Annotated in this window: 17 protein-coding genes; 13 read left to right on the top strand and 4 right to left on the bottom strand. The window is 47.8% G+C overall.

What is annotated here, in order from left to right; translation table 11 throughout:
• Positions 1-33: 33 nt before the first annotated feature.
• The 4 genes from V8F51_RS06975 (at position 34) to V8F51_RS06960 (ending at position 4331) form a co-directional block, all read left to right on the top strand.
• A complete protein-coding gene (locus V8F51_RS06975; RefSeq protein ID WP_337099439.1) occupies positions 34-708 on the top strand; it encodes a sulfite oxidase-like oxidoreductase in 675 nt (224 codons plus the stop codon).
• Positions 709-711: 3 nt separating this feature from the next.
• Positions 712-1443, top strand: a complete 732-nt coding sequence (locus tag V8F51_RS06970; protein ID WP_337099438.1) for a nucleoside phosphorylase — start codon at positions 712-714, stop codon at positions 1441-1443.
• 341 nt (positions 1444-1784) lie between these two features.
• Entirely contained in the window at positions 1785-2708 is a 924-nt protein-coding gene (locus V8F51_RS06965) for an AraC family transcriptional regulator (RefSeq protein ID WP_337099436.1), read from the top strand.
• 120 nt (positions 2709-2828) lie between these two features.
• A complete protein-coding gene (locus V8F51_RS06960; RefSeq protein WP_337099435.1) occupies positions 2829-4331 on the top strand; it encodes an alpha-glucosidase/alpha-galactosidase in 1503 nt (500 codons plus the stop codon).
• A gap of 17 nt (positions 4332-4348) precedes the next feature.
• On the opposite strand, the gene V8F51_RS06955 is transcribed toward V8F51_RS06960, so the two are convergent.
• Complete coding sequence (locus tag V8F51_RS06955) at positions 4349-4972, bottom strand: 3'-5' exonuclease (RefSeq protein WP_337099434.1); 624 nt, start codon at positions 4970-4972, stop codon at positions 4349-4351.
• 535 nt (positions 4973-5507) lie between these two features.
• On the opposite strand from V8F51_RS06955, the gene V8F51_RS06950 reads away from it, so the two are divergent.
• The 3 genes from V8F51_RS06950 to V8F51_RS06940 all read left to right on the top strand — a co-directional run bounded on the left by V8F51_RS06950 (position 5508) and on the right by V8F51_RS06940 (position 8696).
• Entirely contained in the window at positions 5508-6809 is a 1302-nt protein-coding gene (locus tag V8F51_RS06950; protein WP_337099433.1) for an MFS transporter, read from the top strand.
• 6 nt (positions 6810-6815) lie between these two features.
• Positions 6816-7955, top strand: a complete 1140-nt coding sequence (locus V8F51_RS06945) for a glycerate kinase (protein WP_337099431.1) — start codon at positions 6816-6818, stop codon at positions 7953-7955.
• 135 nt (positions 7956-8090) lie between these two features.
• Positions 8091-8696 carry a pentapeptide repeat-containing protein gene (locus V8F51_RS06940; protein ID WP_337099430.1) on the top strand — a complete coding sequence of 202 codons (606 nt, stop codon included), beginning with the start codon at positions 8091-8093 and terminating at the stop codon, positions 8694-8696.
• Positions 8697-8723: 27 nt separating this feature from the next.
• Here V8F51_RS06940 and V8F51_RS06935 read toward each other — a convergent pair whose 3' ends face one another.
• On the bottom strand, positions 8724-9458 hold the full coding sequence (locus V8F51_RS06935; RefSeq protein ID WP_337099429.1) for an EcsC family protein: 735 nt from the start codon (positions 9456-9458) through the stop codon (positions 8724-8726).
• Between the two features lie 310 nt (positions 9459-9768).
• On the opposite strand from V8F51_RS06935, the gene V8F51_RS06930 reads away from it, so the two are divergent.
• The 3 genes from V8F51_RS06930 to V8F51_RS06920 all read left to right on the top strand — a co-directional run bounded on the left by V8F51_RS06930 (position 9769) and on the right by V8F51_RS06920 (position 11787).
• Positions 9769-10245, top strand: a complete 477-nt coding sequence (locus V8F51_RS06930) for a GNAT family N-acetyltransferase (RefSeq protein ID WP_337099428.1) — start codon at positions 9769-9771, stop codon at positions 10243-10245.
• Positions 10246-10276: 31 nt separating this feature from the next.
• Positions 10277-11254, top strand: coding sequence for a phosphotransferase enzyme family protein (locus tag V8F51_RS06925; RefSeq protein ID WP_337099427.1), 978 nt, complete (start codon positions 10277-10279; stop codon positions 11252-11254).
• Positions 11255-11328: 74 nt separating this feature from the next.
• Positions 11329-11787, top strand: coding sequence for a shikimate kinase (locus V8F51_RS06920; RefSeq protein ID WP_337099426.1), 459 nt, complete (start codon positions 11329-11331; stop codon positions 11785-11787).
• 98 nt (positions 11788-11885) lie between these two features.
• On the opposite strand, the gene V8F51_RS06915 is transcribed toward V8F51_RS06920, so the two are convergent.
• On the bottom strand, positions 11886-12893 hold the full coding sequence (locus V8F51_RS06915) for a DUF1835 domain-containing protein (RefSeq protein ID WP_337099425.1): 1008 nt from the start codon (positions 12891-12893) through the stop codon (positions 11886-11888).
• Between the two features lie 37 nt (positions 12894-12930).
• Positions 12931-14112 (bottom strand): ArnT family glycosyltransferase, encoded by a 1182-nt coding sequence (locus V8F51_RS06910; protein WP_337099424.1) that lies wholly within the window; start codon positions 14110-14112, stop codon positions 12931-12933.
• Positions 14113-14358: 246 nt separating this feature from the next.
• On the opposite strand from V8F51_RS06910, the gene V8F51_RS06905 reads away from it, so the two are divergent.
• The 3 genes from V8F51_RS06905 (at position 14359) to V8F51_RS06895 (ending at position 15933) form a co-directional block, all read left to right on the top strand.
• The gene (locus V8F51_RS06905; protein ID WP_337099423.1) at positions 14359-14769 is read left to right on the top strand and encodes a GNAT family N-acetyltransferase; all 411 of its coding nucleotides are present in this window, start codon (positions 14359-14361) and stop codon (positions 14767-14769) included.
• 94 nt (positions 14770-14863) lie between these two features.
• On the top strand, positions 14864-15403 hold the full coding sequence (locus tag V8F51_RS06900; protein WP_337099422.1) for a DinB family protein: 540 nt from the start codon (positions 14864-14866) through the stop codon (positions 15401-15403).
• A gap of 26 nt (positions 15404-15429) precedes the next feature.
• Complete coding sequence (locus tag V8F51_RS06895) at positions 15430-15933, top strand: DinB family protein (RefSeq protein ID WP_337099421.1); 504 nt, start codon at positions 15430-15432, stop codon at positions 15931-15933.
• Positions 15934-16192: the final 259 nt, after the last annotated feature.

Genomic DNA, 16192 nt, shown 5'->3' with positions numbered 1-16192 from the left:
GGGCTTGCCTGCAAGACAAAGGAGGTACGGTATATGCATAATAAAGCAGAACGACTGAAGAAGGTGAAAGCGGTCAAGCAGGCCGCCGTCGCGCCTGAGATCGCTCATCGCGTGCCGCCGGGCCAGACCGTTACGGAACGATTCCCGATTCTGCATGAAGGCGACGTGCCTGAATACGATCTAAGCACATGGTCGCTTCGTGTATTCGGCGAGGTCGAAGAGGAGCGCAGCTTCAGCTTTGACGATCTGCTCGCGTTGCCGCAAACGTCGCAGGTAAACGATATTCATTGCGTGACGCGTTGGTCCAAGCTGGATACGGAGTGGGAAGGCGTTCGCTTCATCGATGTGCTGCCGCTGCTCGGCGTGAAGCCGGAGGCGAAGTACGTGATGATTCATGCAGACGAAGACTACGATACGAACTTGCCGTTGGAAGACATGATGCGTGAAGACGTGCTGCTTGCTCATCGCTTCGACGGTGAGCCGCTAACGGACAAGCATGGCTGGCCAATGCGGCTTCTCGTGCCTCACTTGTATTTCTGGAAAAGCGCCAAGTGGATTCGCGGTATCGAGTTCATGAAGGAAGATCGTCCTGGCTTCTGGGAACGCAACGGCTTCCACAATTATGCTGATCCATTCCTTGAGCAGCGCTTCACTAGCGAAGAGAACGAAATGCCCGAGGATGAGTGGATGAAGAAGGAGTTTGATTAATACATGTCTACTATGTTGCCTATATTGCAAGTAAATCCGGAAGACTTGCCGGCGTACGCGATCGTATGCGGCGATCCGGGACGTGCGGAGCTTATATCGCGAAAGCTGACGAATGCGAAGGAGTTGGCGTTCGCGCGCGAGTATCGCACGTTCGTTGGTGAATACGAAGGTGTTGCTTTGGCCGTTGTCAGCCATGGCGTCGGTTCTCCAGGGGCAGCCGTATGCTTCGAGGAGCTGATCCGCGGCGGCGTGAAGACGTTGATCCGCGTTGGTACGGCGGGCTCGTATTCGGCTGACCATCCGGCGGGAAGCTTGATTGTCAGCACGGCTGCCGTGCGTGCGGAAGGACTTACCCATCAGCTCGTACCGGCCGGCTTCCCAGCCGTTGCCGACAGCGACATCGTTGCGGCGCTATACGAATCCGCTTTGGAGAGCGAAGGCATCGTGAAGAAGGGCATTACGGTAACATTGGATGTGTTCTTCTCGGGCGTCGTCGATGTTCCGCACAAGCAATACAAAGCCGCAGGCGTGCTTGCCGTAGAGATGGAGATTGCGGCGCTGTATGTGGTTGCATCATTGCGCGGCGCAAGAGCGGGTGCGATCCTTGCCCTAGACGGCTACGCCGACTCCGATCTGGCGGGCGAATACGATCCGCATACCGATGTCGTCGCGAAAGCGGTCGAGCGCGAGATTGATACGGCGCTTAAGGCGATCGTGAAGCTTGCTTCTGCTTAGCAGAAGGCGATCGACTCGAGAGCATAAAACGCACTTAACACACTTGGTCGAATAACTGGAGAAACTCCCTCTATTTCAGAAGAATGGATCTAATTCTGAGGAATAGCTGGAATTTCTCCAGTTATTTTTGCTTTGGAGGCTCTTTTTGAGCGAACGGATAGGAATTAACGGGAGTTTCCCCAGTTGTTTTTGAATTAGGCTCGACAGGCCTGAAATTAACGGGAGTAATTCCCGTTATTGTTCAGGTTACGGTTACTATTCATACGGACGGTTGCGGCTATGTCATTCTTTCGACAGGTTTGATATGCTAAGGGGAATAGAGGAGACAGGGGGAAACGGTTGTGAGCGGCGCGTTATTCAAGTCGGACTGGCTGGATCAAAATGTTCATCCGCATGTATATGCCTATTACTTTAAGGAGTGGTCGAACTATACGATGAGCGATCATCGGCATGATTCGATCGAGATCATGTATGTGATATCGGGTCAGTGCCGAATTGAGCTCTCGGCTACAACACGCCGTCCGGAGCGTTCCTTCTCGCTGAAGAAAAACGAGTTCATCATTCTAGACGCGAACGAGCCGCATCGGCTTATCGTGGACGAACGCGGCCCATGCCGAATGCTGAACGTGGAATTCGATATGCGCGAGAAGGAAACGGCGTTTCCTTCGATCCGGCAGCTTGCCTCCGAGGATGAGGATGTGAACCTCTTGGTTGTGCAGCCATCATCTTATTTGGTGCTGCGCGATACGAATGATCTATATCCGGTGCTGAAAAATCTCGTTCTCGAGCTCGACAATCGGGAGAAGTCGAGCCGCGTGCGGACGCAGCTGCTTTTCGCCCAATTGATTATGACGATTGCACGTATCTATAGCGACGATCTGAAGCAGGGCGCGAATGCGGCGGATCTCTATGTGAAGCAGGCTACGGAGTACATGCATCACCATTATGATCAGGATATACAGGTGAAGGACATTGCCGCAGCTGTCAATCTGCACCCCGGCTACCTGCATCGCCTATTCACGGCGAATACGGGCAAGACGATTACGGTGTACTTGACGGAGCTGCGGATGGAGAAGGCGAAGATGCTGCTGCGTCAGACCGATATTGCTATAGCCGATATATGCGATTATGTGGGAGCGCAGAGCCGACAATACTTTCATGCGATGTTCAAGAAGTATACGAATCAGACGCCGATTGCTTACCGCAACTCGTTCAATACGCATAACATGGACGGCTGGAGAAAACCTGAAGGATTAGGAATGTGACGATTTCTGACAGGTTGCCGCATAGGTAGTCACAATATTGATAACGCTTCCGATTTATCGTTGCTACAATGAAGTTGAGCTTGAACAACGATAGTTAATTATGAATCGGAGGGTGAACATATGTCATCATTCAAAATCGCATTTATCGGAGCCGGGAGCATCGGATTCACGAGAGGTTTGCTGCGCGACCTGCTTGCTGTACCGGAGTTTCAAAGCATTGACGTCGCTTTTACCGATATTAACGCACATAATCTGGGCATGGTAACGGAACTGTGCCAACGCGACATTAACGAGAACGGCTTATCGATTCAAATTCAATCGACGACGGATCGCCGCGAAGCGCTTAAAGATGCGAAATATATTATTTGTACGATTCGCGTCGGGGGACTTGAAGCTTTCGCTACGGATGTGGACATCCCGCTGAAGTATGGCGTCGATCAATGCGTGGGTGATACGCTGAGCGCGGGCGGCATTATGTACGGGCAACGCGGCATCGCCGAAATGCTTAATATTTGCCGGGATATCCGCGAGGTTGCCGCTTCTGATGCGCTGCTGTTGAACTATGCGAACCCGATGGCAATGATGACGTGGGCTTGCAATAAGTATGGAGGCGTACGTACGATTGGTCTATGCCACGGCGTACAGGGCGGCCACTGGCAAATTGCTGAAGCATTCGGACTGAAGCAAGAGGAAGTCGATATTATTTGCGCGGGCATCAACCACCAAACGTGGTATATCCAAATCAAACATAATGGCGAGGATCTGACCGGCAAGCTGCTCGAGGCGTTCGAAGCGCATCCGGACTTCAGCCGCACGGAGAAGGTTCGCATTGATATGCTGCGCCGCTTCGGCTATTACAGCACGGAATCGAACGGACATTTGAGCGAGTATGTCCCTTGGTATCGGAAGCGTCCAGAGGAAATCATGGATTGGATCGATCTCGGTTCATGGATTAACGGCGAGACGGGCGGTTACCTGCGCGTATGCACGGAAGGGCGCAATTGGTTCGAGACCGATTTCCCGAATTGGATGAAGGATCCGGCAAATGAGTTCAAGAGCGAGCTTCGCAGTCATGAGCACGGCTCATACATTATTGAGGGGCTCGAGACAGGGCGTGTCTATCGCGGACACTTCAATGTCGAGAATAAAGGTGTCATTGCGAACTTGCCTAATGATGCGATTATTGAAGCACCTGGTTACGTTGACCGCAACGGCATCTCGATGCCGACAGTCGGCGACCTGCCGCTAGGTGCGGCAGCCGTATGCAATGTGAGCATATCGGTGCAGCGTTTGGCTGTTGAAGCAGCTGTTCATGGCGACGATAAGCTGCTGCGCCAAGCGTTCATGATGGATCCGCTTGTCGGAGCTGTGTGCAATCCGAAGGAAATTTGGCAAATGGTCGATGAAATGCTGGTGGCGCAGGAGCAATGGCTGCCGCAATATACGGATTCTATCGCTGCTGCGAAGAAGCGCCTGGCGGAAGGTCCGTTGCTGCCGACGAAGGATTATGCAGGTGCGGCTCGCCTGAAGGTGAAGACGGTTGAGGAAATGCAGCAGGATCGTGATGCGGCGAACAAAAACGCCGGCGAGTCCGACAAAGGCAAAGAGCGCGCCAGCGTATAGCACGCTCCAGTCCCTTACTAGCCCAAACGAGGCGCGTATTGCAGCTCAATAGGAAAGAGTACGGCATTGTCCGGACTCCATTTGGGCGGACCGTATTTCTTAATATAACCGAGCTTATTCAGATCGCTTGCTGCGGATTGCTCTCTGTCCATCTCACGGAACAGCTCCCAGCAGGCGATTACGTCGTTCAAGGCACGATGCCCGCCGATGAGCGGAATGCCGTATTTGTCGCACATATCCTTGAGCGTATGCGGGTAGTGATGGCGCATACGGCTCATCGTCAGCGTGTCGATGAACGAGTTGCGGAACGAACGGCCGGCAATGCGCATTAGCGAATGGTGAAGGAAGCCGAGGTCGAACAGCGCGTTATGGGCAATCAGCACATTGTCGCCGATCATTCGGTTCAGGATACGGAACGCCGTATCCTCGTCCATGCCTCCGGCGGTCATCTTGTCCGTGATGCCCGTCAGCTCAGTAATCTTCGGCGACAACTTGCCGTCGAACGTTACGAGCGTGCTGAATTCGCTGGCGATCTCGCCGCCCACGCAACGGATAGCAGCGATCTCGATGACGCGGTCCTTAGCCGGATCAAGTCCGCTTGTTTCAAAGTCGATAACCGTATAGTTAAGAGCATTATTCATTGCTGGAATCACCACATTTTCATCATATAATAAGTTCGGAAGGTTAACGTGCTACAATAAAATATTCGACAACGTTCGTTAGATCCCTTTCAAAGCAAACAAAAAAACGCCTCATTCCGCTCAAGAAGAGCTGAAGAATGAGGCGTTCTTTATTTCGTGTATGGAAGCTTTAGTGGTTGTTGCCGGATGCGTTTCCTTTTTTGTCGGACGATTTCGTTGTCGTGTTTTTGGCGCCTTGGCCTTGCTGTTTGGACATGTCTGTTCACCTCCTATCGATGGGATCAGGTTAGTATGCGATGCGATTATAGTAGGCTATACTCCAAAGCTGGGCCGTTTCATCGAAGTTTGCGGTTTTCAAGCAGGGAATGGGCGTTTAATTAGAAGAACAACCGAATAAGAAGGAGGAAACAGGTTGCTGCGTTGCGATTATCCGACGATAACCTGCTTTTTCACGAAGAGAGCGCTTTCGCAGGGCAATGCCGACCCGCAGTCCTATGTTAGAATGGACGCAAAGACATAAAAATACAAAAAAATGATGACGGTTAATCGGGGGATGCAGCAAATGGCAGGGACGAGCACGAGTTTGAGTACCAGGTTAAGGTCAATGTGGGGGTTTGCGAAGAAAGAGCAGCTGCCGCCGGAACGAAGACTGAGCAAGGATGCAGTAACAGCATTAATTATTCATAGCTGCTTTCAATTTGGCGCATCGATGTCGGGGCTGTTTCTTAATCTGTATTTATGGCGGCTAACGCAGGATTTGACGGTCAACGGTATCTATAACATCGTCGTCTTCTTGCTGACACCGCCTACATTCGCGCTTGGCGGATGGCTGTCGAAGCGTCGCGACCGGATGGTTACTTATCGTCTCGGTATTGTCCTCATCGCATTATTCTACTTGATGGTCGTTATTGCTCAAGAGCAAGTTGCTCAGTATTACATAATGTTCGCTATCTTTAACGGTATAGCTGCAGGTCTGTATTGGACCGGTTACCTCGTCATTCAATATGATGTGTCGACAGATGCGAATCGGATCAGGTTTCTTGCAATCAACATGGTCGTGTTCAATTCTGCTGGGCTTGCCGGACCAGCGCTTGCGGGATTCATTATTCAGAGGAGCGAAGGGTTGCAAGGCTATATCTTCATCTTCATGCTCGCGTTCATCATGTTCGTCATTGCCGCTATTGTCAGCTTCCGCATCCCGATGGTGCGATCTCATCATAAGGCGTATTATTTAAAGTTCATGGGGCTTGTGATGAGCAAAAATAGACAGTGGCTGAAGGCGTTATACAGCTTCCTCGTGCTCGGTTTGTTCCAAGGCATTATGCTGTTTCTTCCCAATATTATGTTGTTCCAAACCGTAGGCCGTGAGGATTGGGTCGGTTATTTGGGTGTATTCTTCTCGTCGCTGACGGTTGCGACCGGATATGTCATTTCGAGGATGGCACAGAAGGAGCATGTTCGCAAATATGTGATGTTGTCTACAACGGGAGTCGTGATTGGATCGGCGCTGCTGCTGGTGCAAATGGAGTTTTGGTCGGTAGCTGTATTCATGATCCTTTTCTCGATCTGTAATCCGCTGGCAGTCAACACGCTTACTTCTTATTACTATCGGTTGATTGGCACGCTACCGCTCAAAGGTCAGCTACGCGTCGAGTCGGTCGTCATGCGCGAGTTGTTCCTAAATGTTGGCCGGGTTGTGTCCATCACGCTGCTCATCTGGCTAGCCGCTGATTTAGAGTCGGCATGGATGCCTATTGTGCTGTTCACCATGGCAGGACTGCAATACGTGCTTGTGCTGCTGATCAAAGAGAAGCAGGAAGCGGTAAAGGAGAGCTGAGAAGAAATGAAAGTTGTACTGGCATTTGATTCGTTCAAGGGCAGCTTAAGCTCGGAGGCTGCGGGAAGGACGGCGGCTCGAGCGATCCGTTCGGTATTTCCGGATGCCGAGTGCGACGTTATTTCTCTAGCCGATGGAGGAGAAGGGACGGTCGTCGCAGTGGTCGAGGCTGCCGGCGGTTCCTATGCATCGCTGCAAGTAACAGGTCCTCTTGGGGAAGAAACAGCTGCTGCAATCGGAATCATTCATGATGATATAGTCGAAGGACCGACGGCCGTACTGGAGGTAGCTTCGATATGCGGTCTAACGATTGTGCCGGAAGGGGACAGAGATCCTTATCGTACAAGCTCTCAAGGAGTGGGCGATGTCATTATTCAATTGCTTGATCAAGGGATTCGAAGTTTTGTTGTAGGACTTGGTGGGAGCGCGACGAATGACGGCGGAATGGGCATGTTGGCTGCGCTCGGAGCAGAGTTTAAAGACAGCTCGGGCAACCGGCTTCGCGGGAGCGGGGGAGACCTGGGTTCTATCGCATCGATTGAATGGTCGGGAATAGATTCTCGGCTTCAGGAGAGCGAGATCAAAATAGCGACCGATGTGAGCAATCCGTTATGCGGTTCTACTGGCGCAACGATGGTGTACAGCAAGCAAAAAGGCGCGACGCCTGAGCAGCAGGTTAGTCTTGAACGGACGATGGAGACGTATGCCGATTACATTGAGGAGGCAGCCGGATCCTCCTGGCGGCTAATTCCCGGGGCAGGAGCGGCAGGGGGTCTCGGCTTTGCGTTACTCGCGCTCGGCGGGGAAGTTGTCTCCGGCGCAGGCTGGTTGATCGATGCCGTATCGCTCAGAGAACGAATTCGAGACGCCGATTGGGTCATAACAGGCGAAGGACGCAGCGACAATCAAACGGTATATGGCAAGCTGCCGATTCAAGTAGCGACTGCGGCGTCAGAGACAGGAACGAAGTGTATGCTTCTATCAGGCTGCCTTGGCGATCAGATTGAAGAGCTGGAAGAAAAATTCGATGGCTGCTTCTCTATCGTCAACGCGCCTGCCTCCTTGGAAGTTTGCTTGGAGCAGGCGGAGGAGCTGCTGGAACAGGCAGTCCGTCAGTTGTTCAGGCTGGTGCGCGCGGTTCGGTAGGTGGCAACGTTGTCCCAATAAAAAAATAAAACGCTTGACTTTTGATTGAAATTAGACGGCTCTTGACTCCCCTGTGTTATATTGAAAAAAGTTATTTCATGCTTTAGCTCAATAGACAGGCACAGGAGGTTTATCATGTTTCAACACAGCAGTCAAAGATACGAAGGGGTAGACTTTAGCTCACAGGATTTAAGGTATGGGGAGCTGATCAGTTGTACCTTTAATCGTTGTACGTTTGCAAACGGCTCGCTTGAGGAGATTACTTCGAGCAACTGTCGGTTTATTGAATGCGATTTTCGTGGGGCTATGCTTAATGGCTCGATACATAAAGAATCGGCGTTCGAGAACTGCAGCTTTAATGGAGCGAATCTATTCGTCACGAAATTTGATAAATGCAAAATGACGGGTTCGGATTTTTCCGGCTCATCCATGGATGGGATAACTATATTTCAAGGGGATTGGTCCTATACGAACTTAAGATACACAAGATTAGTCAAGCAGGATCTGCGCGGAATTAAATTCTTTGAAGCGGACTTGTCGGGAGCTAATCTGGAAAAGGCCGATCTGAGAGACAGCGATCTGACAATGGCTTTGCTGGCGAAAGCAAACGTACAAGGGGCTGACTTAAGAGGAGCGAATATGGAAGGCGTCGATTTTAAAACCTTTTCCATCACCGGGATGAGGATGGATAAGGAGCAAGCTGCATTGTTTTCCATTTCGCATGGAGCTAAGGTGATTTAGACCTTCGTCTACATCATGTAGTACGTTTCAATAGTCTACTTTCAATTTTCGCAAGCGGTAAGCGTTCATTGCCGATTCGCCAAGCTCCTCGAGAATGGTGTAATTCGCCCATGCGCCTGCCACCGCTCCGATCCCCGGCACCATTTGCAGCATTTTCCGAAAATCGATTGCGTCGCGGTATTCTTTTTGGAATGTCTCCCAGTCCATATGCTTGGAGTACTCGTTATCAGAGAACCATAGTTTCTTCTCCCTATCCCAATGCTTTATCGAATCTAGTAGCATGGCACGTTGATCGGGGCCGGAGAACGCCAGTTGGAACACTTTAAGAATGAACACCCGCTCGGGAAAATGTTTCGTGTCGTACCCGTAGACATGAGCCAGTTCAAATAAAAATTTCATCTTGATTGCGATTAACGCAGGAAAGTCCACGATATTAAGCATAATGCCGCCCGCCCCCGTACCTGCGCCTTCGGCAGTCGCGATTTTTTGGTATAGGGACAGCAAACGCTTCGCCTCTTGATCGGCGAGTTCAAGATGGATAGTCTGCTGGACCGGCCTCTGAGGAGTATATTCAGCTCCGAACAGCGCTGTACGCACGATCGACTTGATGGTGGCCGTAATGACATCGTGTACCTTGGGTGGAATCAAGTCGTTAATTCGCTTACCGATCGTCTTCGAGGTTCTCTCCAACCATCCCGGCGCTTTGAATAACTTCTGCTCCCAAGCTGTGATTTCGTCGTGCACTTTCTGTTCGTAATTCAATGCCGATCGCTCCTTCAACTAATTTGGCTATATTGTACCGGAGAACGCCGCGAATCGGAACGGCCTGCAGCCGGTGGCGGAACCCGACAAAAGTCGTGGAATTGGGGTTACAAAAAGCCCGTCAGCTCACAGTAATGGAGCTGACGGGCTTTTCGTATCATTCAATTGACTCCCAAAAAAAGCCATGGATACATAATAGTCTATAAAAAATTTCAACATAAGTCTATACCTTTTTTTGCATAAATTGTATGGTATTAAAGCGGCCGCGGTTAATAAGTAATTTACTAAGAGATTGAAGGGAGAGCCCTGCATGATAACGCTTAGAAAAATCACGTTGGATAACCGACGTGCCATCTTTAACCTAGATGTAACGGAAGATCAACGGCGCTTCGTTGCGTCCAATCTGTCGAGCGTGGCTTCGTGTTACGTCCTAGCAACCAATGGGGGACATCCTTTCCCGTTTGCCATTTACGAGGATGAAGAGCCGGTCGGTTTTGTTATGATAACTTATCAAATTACCGGATATGAGCTCCCGACATTCGCAGACGACAGCTATTGCATCTTGCGACTGATGATTGACAAGCAGCACCAGAACAAGAGCTACGGCCGGGAAGCGATGCATAAAATATTGGAATTTATCCGAACCTTTCCGGCAGGGCCGGCACGGTATTGCTGGATTTCTTATAAGGCGGATAACCTGCCAGCCAACAAGCTTTATGAAAGCTTCGGATTTCGAGATAGCGGGGAAATCATTAATGACGAGTTAATAACCGTATTGTCACTTTGATTTACTATTATATTCGATTAGGGGATCGACCATGGATTATACGAAAAGTTACAAGGAAGTTTTAAAGCATTATTATTTTGTTAACCCGATCGTACATTGGATTCGGCATAATGAAAACATCACTTACAAGGTAAGCGATAGTGGTTCAGCGAAAACGTATTTGTTGCGTATTCATAAACCGATTACGACAAACATGCAAGGTGTGCAGAACATATACGAGGCTATTCAATCGGAATTAGAGTTTCTGTTAGCCTGGTCGACTCATTCCCAAATACCCGTTCAAATTCCTGTACCAAATGTGCATGGCAAGCTGGTTACAACCGTTTGGATTGAAAATGAAGAAGTGCACTGCTCAATCTTAGAATGGATTGATGGGGAAACCATGTCCAAGAACGATTTGGAAAGTGAAGAGAGGGTTAGTGCCCTTGGGAAAGAAATTTCGCTATTGCATCGATTTTCGCAAAGTTATCAACAAGGTTCAAGCTTTGCAAGACCCGAATATGGACTAGAGTGGACAGAAACGATGCTAAGCAAATTGCGATCAGGCGAGGAAATCGGTATTATCTCTACTAAACATTTTCAGATTGTTGAAAATACGTTTTCATTGATAAACGACCGAATGAAAGTGATGAGCAAAAAGAATGAGACTTGGGGTTTCATCCATGCCGACATTAACTATAGTAATTTAATCCTCTCAGCAAGGGGCATTTCATTCATTGACTTTGGTTTATCGGGGTTTGGCTATTACGCAATGGATGTCGCTATGAGTGCCCTGTTGACCAGGAAAGAGTTGCGAGATATTCTACTCGCCAGCTACACGAACCTGATTCCCGGAAGAATAGACATCGAGGAACTTGAGGGCTTCATGTTTTTGGCAATAGCTGCATATTACGCATTTCTGGTAAGCAACAAGGATCAACATGCATGGATACGCGATAAAATGCCGGGTCTGATTGAGCATTTTTGCAATCCTTTCTTAAACGGCAAAACGGTTTTTTACACGATTTGATTTATTCGATGGGCGGCTGTTGCTATGTGCGTCGCGAACAATAAATAACTAAATTGAAGCTTTTTCATAATCACTTGACCATTGAACTGCTTTGTCCGTTTTTAGGATTTAGTCCTGAAATGTGGGAGTTATCCAATTTGTTTCGCCAGAAGATATTTGAAGCATTCTCAAAAACGGATTCATACGGAATGATATTTACTTATGTATGGTCATTTGATTCGAAAGAAGATTGGGATTATGTAGATAAGGTTTGTGAGATTTTTGAGGGGAATGGCGGAGAAGTTTATTTGGTAGAGCTCGAGGCAGATTTGGATGAAAGAATTAAACGAAACAAAACCCCGCATAGACTGGAACATAAACCTTCCAAAAGGAATGTCGAACAATCCGAACAAAGAATGAGAACGGCAACAGAAAACCATAGGTTAAATTCATTTGATGGAGAAATTGCTAGAAAGAACTATATGAAGATTAACAATACCAAGTTAGCCCCAGCAGAGGTAGCCAGCAGGATTAAAGAAGAGTTTAGCTTATAAGTATTACTCGGTTAAGCGGCAGTCTGCGATTTTATTTTCTGATCCATGACTGCCGCCGCATTATCAAGTATTGAGGTCAATCAGCTTCCATAGTTACTTCAATGCTGGACCAAACCTCCGGCCAAATCATCAAAGCGCCAAGAAACCTCGTGTCCGTGGAGATGCAGTCCCCCAAACCATTCGTCGATCCCCTGAACGGCAATACGGTCCTTTGATCCGCTCAGTACCTCATTGCCTAACACAGTCAGAGTTACTGGGCGGTTCAGAAAGTCGGGTATTCTCCTTACATCAATGCCGCTCTCGCCCCCTTCAATAACGAGCAAAGGATGTTCGCCTTGCATCAAAGCGCGAATAACTTTCCAGTATTCGAGATCGCCCATGCCCAGCACATGAAGGGAATCCGTTACAAGACGGAACAATTCTAGCGGAGTACTAACTCCGTTACGAACAGCCTGAATTGTAGTCTGTTCCACAATACCAAGACCATTCCGTTCAGAAGGCAGTCGCTTGAGATGCGCTGTGAAGGCATCATAAGCGTATGGCAGGCTCGATGCGGCGAGCTCTGCTTTCTTATTGCTCAATAATGTGGACAGTTGAAGAGGGTCAGGTGAAGCATACGCCTGCCAAAGCTCGCTGCCGAGCTCCAATTCATGCAGCCCAATGGCTCGCCAGGTCCCGGATAATGTCTGAAGCTGTGCCGGGGTTAGCTGTCCCAGACCATAAAACCGTTCGATTCCCGGATAATCTCCAATACAGAGCAGACTCAGCTTTGTGCGGCCCAGCTTCTGTCCTTTGAACCAGTGGAGTAGATAGGCGAGCATGCTCTGATCAAACAGGTCGTGCTCAAACCATAATACGACTTCATCGTACTTGGTATATTCACGAAGTCTCTGCTCTTGTTCCTCACAGCTCTTTATATAATCGCTGGCCGGAATTTCCATCGTTTCTTGAAGGACACGGGCACGCATTGCCCGTTCTTCTACCCCTGCAGGATTCGTAAATATCGGGCCTGCAGGATATACCTCTCTCCACACAAGCACATCTCCCTGAACAACTCCTTGCTTCAGCTTATCACCGACAACATCTCCGTTAACGATATGTAGCATGTCCAAGCCTCCTTGGTAATAACTTTTGAACGGAGCGTCAAACAGTCCTCTCCTTGATAACAAGGTTGTGGCTGTTCGACGCTCCCCTATTCATATATTTTGCAACAGCCCAATTAATAAAGAAGCCTGCGGCCAGAAAGATAAGGAACACATTCGGGTAACCATATCGGTTGAAGGCGACGAACGGAACATAGATCACAGTAAAATAAGCAAATGAAAGCAGTATGAATAAATAGGGAATATTGTTTTGTCGGAAGGCTCGCAAAAGCATAATTAGCAAACCGGCTGCTCCAAGCAGCATGAATACGACATGATAGACAGCTGCGATCCATATATTTACACCAAATACTGTTTTCCAATAATAAGGGGATGCATATAATCCAAATACTTTATCGATCGTATACCATTTCAAATATTTCAATGGCTGATTCTTGAAGCCGAAGATGATCATTTTTTTGGCCGTTTCGGTCAAAGCAACGTCTGAGCCAATAAATATATAATCACTGTTGCCCTCATACTCCGGATGAGCGTCGATGAAGGCTTTTGAAGGCGCCCCGTAGTCAATAAGCGCACCTAATAGAATCGGATTGCCTGCGGACTGAGTGAATGGAATGAATTTATCAAACGTGATGTAATTCCTAACCCACCATGGAGATAGAAGAAGGATCATCGTTAGTGAAACTACTGCCGTAAACTTCACAATCTTTTTCCAGGATATCCTCTGCACAAGCCATAAAACGAACCAAACAGCTGGGAAAAGCACCGCATGCGGTTTGAAATAACAAGCTAGTCCAACTATAAAGGCCGCGATAACGTAATACCTCGTTTGCTGGCTTCTTAAGGCGAGAAGGCTGAAGCAAATAAGCAATAGGATAAGGGTACGGAATATGGATTCCGATAAAATAACGCCGGAAGAAAAATAATCAGGTAAATAAAGTGCAAGCGCGATACTGGAAATAATAGCTGCCCTACTATTAAACAGCTGATTTGCCGCTATAAAAACGAAATAGATTGAGAAGGCCTGCAAGGCTGCTTGCAAGACTCGGAATGCGATTATCGCTTCATCTCCTTGTCCGAAGATAAGCATGAGAACGGCCAGTACGACCGGCATTCCCGGCATGATGTATGTTGACGGCTTCTCGCCGCTGTTATAAGTAATCGTATGCGTATCCAATAAAATCCTAGCGCTATTTACATATTTGACGTCGTCATTATTCATTTTCTCATAAGACCCTATTAGAAAATGATCGCCATAAAACAGAACAGATGCGGTGCTTATCATGAAAACGAGAATAATGGTAACGAATAATGTATTACGAATAGGAAGGCTTATACCATTAAGGTTAAACAGAGCTTACACACCTTTCGCTTACAAATTCGACAGGTACAGGATATCCTTTATACTATAATAGAATCATGCTTGGAATGGAAATGGCATCGAATGCGACATATAGGAGAAGTTAAGATGAAGATCGTTTTTGCAACTGATTCAGACTACGGATACATACGAGAACGTGACCTTCATATTTCAGAGGGCTTAATACAATCAAAAATAAACGGAAAAGAAATATACATCCTGAGGAATGAAGACGATAATTATATCGGATGGATGAGGTATGGTTATTTTTGGGACAACACTCCTTTTTTGAACATGATCTGGATCGACGAACCCTATCGAGGAAAAGGTGCAGGTAAACAAGTTGTCCTTTTCTGGGAAGAGCAAATGAATCAAAGGGGCTTCAAATTGTTAATGACATCGACTCAATCGGATGAAGGCGCTCAACACTTTTATAGAAAACTAGGCTACAAAGATGCAGGATGCTTAGTACTAGATACGCAACCTATGGAAATACTGCTTACTAAGAAGTTAAGCTAAGCTGTTTTTGTGAAATAACACTGACATACAGTTGTCAGGTTTACCATTGTATGATGAGTACATAAGTAAACAGTGAAAACCGGAGGTGATTGAAATGAAGGATCATTGTTTGAGATTTTACGACTATCACGTTTGGGCCAATAAAATAATCTTTAATCGATTAAAGGAGCTTCCGCAGCACCTGTACAATCAGGAAATTCAAAGCGTGTTTTCGTCGGTATCGAAGGTCATGGCACATATCTACAAGGTGGATTGCGGTTGGCTTGACATCTTGATGGGTAAAAGCATGAATGATGCGATGAAAGATTCTTATCATATCGAAGCGGATGCAGAAGCTAGAAGCCTTGAGGAACTGGAAGCCATGTATGACAATTTGTCCGTGAGATTCAGAGCGTGCATTGACGAGCATCCGGATCTTGAGAAAGAGGTTGTCTTGGATAATCCTTACGCTGGAATTTTGAAGACCAGATATTCAGAATTCATTATCCAAGTAGTGAATCATGGTACGTACCACCGAGGCAATCTGTCGGCTATGCTTCGTCAACTGGGCTCGTCCTCGGTTATGACGGAATATGGACTTTTTATGTACCAGGATGAATTAATTCCAAGTATGTCGCCAGTGCATGCCAATTAGGAAAATGACAAAAGGGAGATGTTAATATGTATAAACACATTGAGGATTTTGCCGCAACTTGGCGGAATGAAACGGCAGCAACATTGCGGACACTAGAGACGCTAACAGATGAGTCTCTATGTCAACAGATCACTAGCGAGCATCGAACGCTTGGACGTCTTGCTTGGCACCTCGTACAGACGTTGCACGAAATGCCAACGCGGGCTGGATTGTCTTTCGAAGGCCCAGGTGAAGAAGAGTCGGTGCCAGCGTCGGCAGCATATATTGCGGCGGCCTATAAGAGAACCTCACAAGCGCTCCTTGATGCTGTACAGACCAGCTGGAAGGATGAGAATCTGCTTATTATGAGCGACATGTACGGCGATCAATGGCCGAACGGCTTAGTGCTGGATGTCCTCATCAAGCATGAGATTCATCATCGCGGTCAAATGACGGTCCTTATGCGTCAGGCAGGTCTTCGAGTACCGGATCTTTATGGCCCGACGAAAGAGCAGTGGGCCGAGTTTGGAGCGCCGGCTCCGGTCATATAGAGTAAGATTAAATCCCGTTTTGGCCGGTTGGCTGAAGCGGGATTTTTAAGTTTTTATTATGAATGATATTATTGCATTTGTTGAGGTGATGGCATTCAAAAAAGGCTATCACCGTATCGTTCAGTTTAAACCGTCCATTCCCTTTTACTTTGCAACAGCTCTTTGTACGATTAATAGATCTCAGAGGCAAAAGTGTTGAAGAGTTTTGGACAAGATAAGTTTATTCTTCTTCAAGCTGAATCGCTTGCGGGTATGACGG

Source organism: Paenibacillus sp. YIM B09110 (assembly GCF_037167145.1).
Classification (GTDB): Bacteria; Bacillota; Bacilli; order Paenibacillales; family Paenibacillaceae; genus Pristimantibacillus.
Note: the sequence above shows the minus strand (reverse complement) of the source record. Positions and strands in the feature narration are given on the sequence as shown.

What these genes read in the sequence shown, in the direction of transcription:
- V8F51_RS06975 (WP_337099439.1), top strand. Translation starts at nt 34, where the DNA reads ATGCATAATAAAGCAGAACGACTGAAGAAGGTGAAAGCGGTCAAGCAG.
- V8F51_RS06970 (WP_337099438.1), top strand. Translation starts at nt 712, where the DNA reads ATGTCTACTATGTTGCCTATATTGCAAGTAAATCCGGAAGACTTGCCG.
- V8F51_RS06960 (WP_337099435.1), top strand. Translation starts at nt 2,829, where the DNA reads ATGTCATCATTCAAAATCGCATTTATCGGAGCCGGGAGCATCGGATTC.
- V8F51_RS06955 (WP_337099434.1), bottom strand. Translation starts at nt 4,972, where the DNA reads ATGAATAATGCTCTTAACTATACGGTTATCGACTTTGAAACAAGCGGA.
- V8F51_RS06950 (WP_337099433.1), top strand. Translation starts at nt 5,508, where the DNA reads ATGACGGTTAATCGGGGGATGCAGCAAATGGCAGGGACGAGCACGAGT.
- V8F51_RS06945 (WP_337099431.1), top strand. Translation starts at nt 6,816, where the DNA reads ATGAAAGTTGTACTGGCATTTGATTCGTTCAAGGGCAGCTTAAGCTCG.
- V8F51_RS06940 (WP_337099430.1), top strand. Translation starts at nt 8,091, where the DNA reads ATGTTTCAACACAGCAGTCAAAGATACGAAGGGGTAGACTTTAGCTCA.
- V8F51_RS06930 (WP_337099428.1), top strand. Translation starts at nt 9,769, where the DNA reads ATGATAACGCTTAGAAAAATCACGTTGGATAACCGACGTGCCATCTTT.
- V8F51_RS06925 (WP_337099427.1), top strand. Translation starts at nt 10,277, where the DNA reads ATGGATTATACGAAAAGTTACAAGGAAGTTTTAAAGCATTATTATTTT.
- V8F51_RS06915 (WP_337099425.1), bottom strand. Translation starts at nt 12,893, where the DNA reads ATGCTACATATCGTTAACGGAGATGTTGTCGGTGATAAGCTGAAGCAA.
- V8F51_RS06910 (WP_337099424.1), bottom strand. Translation starts at nt 14,112, where the DNA reads ATGAATAATGACGACGTCAAATATGTAAATAGCGCTAGGATTTTATTG.
- V8F51_RS06905 (WP_337099423.1), top strand. Translation starts at nt 14,359, where the DNA reads ATGAAGATCGTTTTTGCAACTGATTCAGACTACGGATACATACGAGAA.
- V8F51_RS06900 (WP_337099422.1), top strand. Translation starts at nt 14,864, where the DNA reads ATGAAGGATCATTGTTTGAGATTTTACGACTATCACGTTTGGGCCAAT.
- V8F51_RS06895 (WP_337099421.1), top strand. Translation starts at nt 15,430, where the DNA reads ATGTATAAACACATTGAGGATTTTGCCGCAACTTGGCGGAATGAAACG.